The following is a 2,867-nucleotide window of genomic DNA, read 5'->3' on the forward strand; positions in this document are numbered from 1 at the left end:
GATCGAGGCCTCGATCTCGGATGAACTCGCCCGGATGCAGGCGCAAAAACGCCCCGTGGGCGACAGCCTGACCCATTGCGCGGAATGCGAAGAACCGATCCCCGAGAAACGCCGCCTGGCCCTGCCGGGCGTCAAGCTGTGTCTGGAGTGTCAGCAGGACCGCGACGGGGCCTTCAAGGCGCGCAGCGGCATCAATCGGCGTGGCTCGAAGGACAGTCAGTTGAAGTGAGGCGCGCGATGGCCAGACCGCGGGATGGCGTCCTTCCTTTTGAACAGGGCACTTTATGCCAGCCAAATACATCCTCTGCCCGAACGGAGCACAGACATCTCCAAATCGCCAGCCCATGCGGGCGGTCTGGCGATCGCGCGGCGGCCTGCGGCCTTGATTCCGCGCGAGTGTGTTTACCTGTTTTGTCTTGAGTTTGCGGCTAACAAGTCTCGGATTTCGTCAATGCTACGGTTCTGACCGCCACGGTGAATCATAGCGTGACAGTTTGGGCAGACAGGAACGAGGTCGAATTCTGGTGAGACGTTTCTCGACCCTTCCGCCTCTGCCAGCGGGTCCAGATGGTGGACGTGAATGAAACCATCCCCGATTGGTCCGTAAGTTTCTGCGAAGTCCAGTTCACAGGCTATGCAGGTCACTCTGCCATTGCTGCTATAGTGCTCTAAGCATAGCTTGCGGGCGACTTGGTTACGTTCGCGAGCTGATCGTGTGAACTGCCGTTCAGCCCCCTCAAACAGTGGCTCGGGGGATACATCAATTGGCGGGTTGCCGTTAAGATCGGCGCATTCAAAGCCAGCTTTGCGAAGCCCATCGCGAGCCTGATGGGAAATAAACTCATCGCTTTTCTGGTCAGTCGCGAGTCCCCAAATAGCTTTTGCAGGATACGGCTCCCCGGTCTCAGGATGCGAAACATACCATGTGCGCGCTTCTCGAAATCCATCAGGCACACCATATCGGTCGAATGTTTCAAAAGCCTTCAGTACTTTTTCCTTCAAAGAGTATGAGCGTATCCAAAATGTCTTTTCAGAACGGGATGGGTTGGTTTGATATTTTTCATGGAGTAGATTTGTTAGCTGCTGGATCAGTCCAGAATGTCGAGTGTCGTTCGGGCGGATGGGCTGGAAGCCAACTGAACGTAAGTCACTAGAATAACGCGCAGCCTCTTGCGCCTTACACTTGGGTAAGTCCATTAGTCGCTCCTCACGACCATCTGCCAAACGCCGGATAGGAAAAAAGCCATGAATTGTATTTTCAAGAACCAGTAAATTTGGCTGGTTCTTGAGTTGCTTACTCGCGATTTCAGGGCGTTTTAGGTAAAGCTGATCAAGTCGTTGCGCAACGCTTTCCCAACTTTCCATCGTTCAACCCTCCATCGCCTCAAGTTCATCAATGAAGCCCGAGATCATCGACAGGCCCTTGTCCCAGAATTTCGGGTCGCTGGCGTCCAGTCCGAACGGGGCCAGCAATTCCTTGTGGTGCTTGGACCCGCCCGCGCGCAGCATGTCGAAATACTTGTCCTCGAACCCTTCGGCACCGCTTTCGTAGACGGAATAAAGCGCGTTCACGAGGCCGTCGCCAAAGGCATAGGCATAGACGTAGAAGGGCGAGTGGACGAAGTGGGGGATATAGGCCCAGAAGGTCTCGTAGCCTTCCACGAACTCAAACGCCGGGCCGAGGCTTTCGGCCTGAACGCTCATCCACAGGGCGTTGATGTCGTCGGGGGTCAGCTCGCCTTCGCGACGGGCGGCGTGCAGTTTGCATTCGAAATCGTAGAAGGCGATCTGGCGGACGACCGTGTTGATCATATCCTCGACCTTGCCTGCCAGCAGCACCTTGCGCTGTTCCGGGGTTTCGGCCTGATCCAGCATCTTGCGGAAAGTCAGCATCTCGCCAAACACGGATGCGGTTTCGGCCAGAGTCAGCGGGGTCGAAGACAGCATCTCACCCTGATCGGCGGCGAGCACCTGATGCACGCCGTGGCCCAGCTCATGCGCCAGGGTCATCACGTCGCGGGGTTTGCCCAGATAGTTGAGCATGACGTAAGGGTGAACCTCGGTCACGGTCGGGTGGGCGAAGGCACCGGGGGCTTTGCCCGGTTTCACGGCGGCGTCGATCCAGCCTTTCGAGAAGAATGGCGCGGCGATCTCACCCATACGCGGATCGAAGGCGTTATAGGCGTCCATCACCGTGGTTTCAGCCTCGGCCCAGCCAACGATGCGAGTGTCTTCCATCGGCAGCGGCGCGTTGCGGTCCCAGACCTGCATGACGTCCAGCCCCAGCCATTTGCGTTTCAGCTCATAATAGCGATGGCTGAGTTTGGGATAGGCGGCCACGACCGCCTCGCGCAGGGCCTCGACCACTTCGGGTTCGACGTCGTTGGACAGGTGGCGGCCTGTCTGCGCGGTGGGCATGTTGCGCCAGCGGTCGACGATTTCCTTTTCCTTGGCTTGCGTGTTGTGGACGCGGGCGAAGGTCTTGATGTTGTCCTGAAACACGGATGCCAGTTCCCGTGCTGCCGCTTCGCGTTTGGCGCGGTCCTGTTCGGTCAGCAGGTTCAGGGTGCCTTCGATGTTCAGCTCTGCGCCATCGACGGTAAAGGTCAGCCCGGCGATGGTTTCGTCAAACAGCCGCTCCCACGCGTCGCCGACCACGCCGAGGTCGTGCAGGAATTTCTCAAGCTCATCAGAGAGTTGATAGGGCTTCATCGCGCGGATACGGCGGAAGACGGGTTCATAGCGGGCCAGCGCCGGATTGGCGGCGAAATGTGCGGCCAGCGCGTCATCGTCGAGACGATTGATTTCCAGTGTGAAGAACACCAGCGGGGTGGTGAAAACGGTGATCTTTTCCTGCATGTCCGACA

The 2,867-nt window shown here is 57.8% G+C and carries 3 protein-coding genes; 1 reads left to right on the top strand and 2 read right to left on the bottom strand.

Annotated elements, in window-relative coordinates:
* Nucleotide 1: 1 nt before the first annotated feature.
* Nucleotides 2-229 (top strand): TraR/DksA family transcriptional regulator, encoded by a 228-nt coding sequence (locus tag MPJ51_RS21665; protein ID WP_298391135.1) that lies wholly within the window; start codon nt 2-4, stop codon nt 227-229.
* Between the two features lie 173 nt (nt 230-402).
* Here MPJ51_RS21665 and MPJ51_RS21670 read toward each other — a convergent pair whose 3' ends face one another.
* Entirely contained in the window at nt 403-1,365 is a 963-nt protein-coding gene (locus tag MPJ51_RS21670) for an HNH endonuclease (RefSeq protein WP_298391137.1), read from the bottom strand.
* A 3-nt stretch (nt 1,366-1,368) separates the two neighbouring features.
* A partial coding sequence (locus tag MPJ51_RS21675; RefSeq protein WP_298391139.1) for a M3 family oligoendopeptidase occupies nt 1,369-2,867 on the bottom strand: 1,499 nt, incomplete at its 5' end.

The organism is Ruegeria sp. (genome assembly GCF_028066395.1).
In the GTDB taxonomy this organism is placed as follows: Bacteria; Pseudomonadota; Alphaproteobacteria; order Rhodobacterales; family Rhodobacteraceae; genus Ruegeria.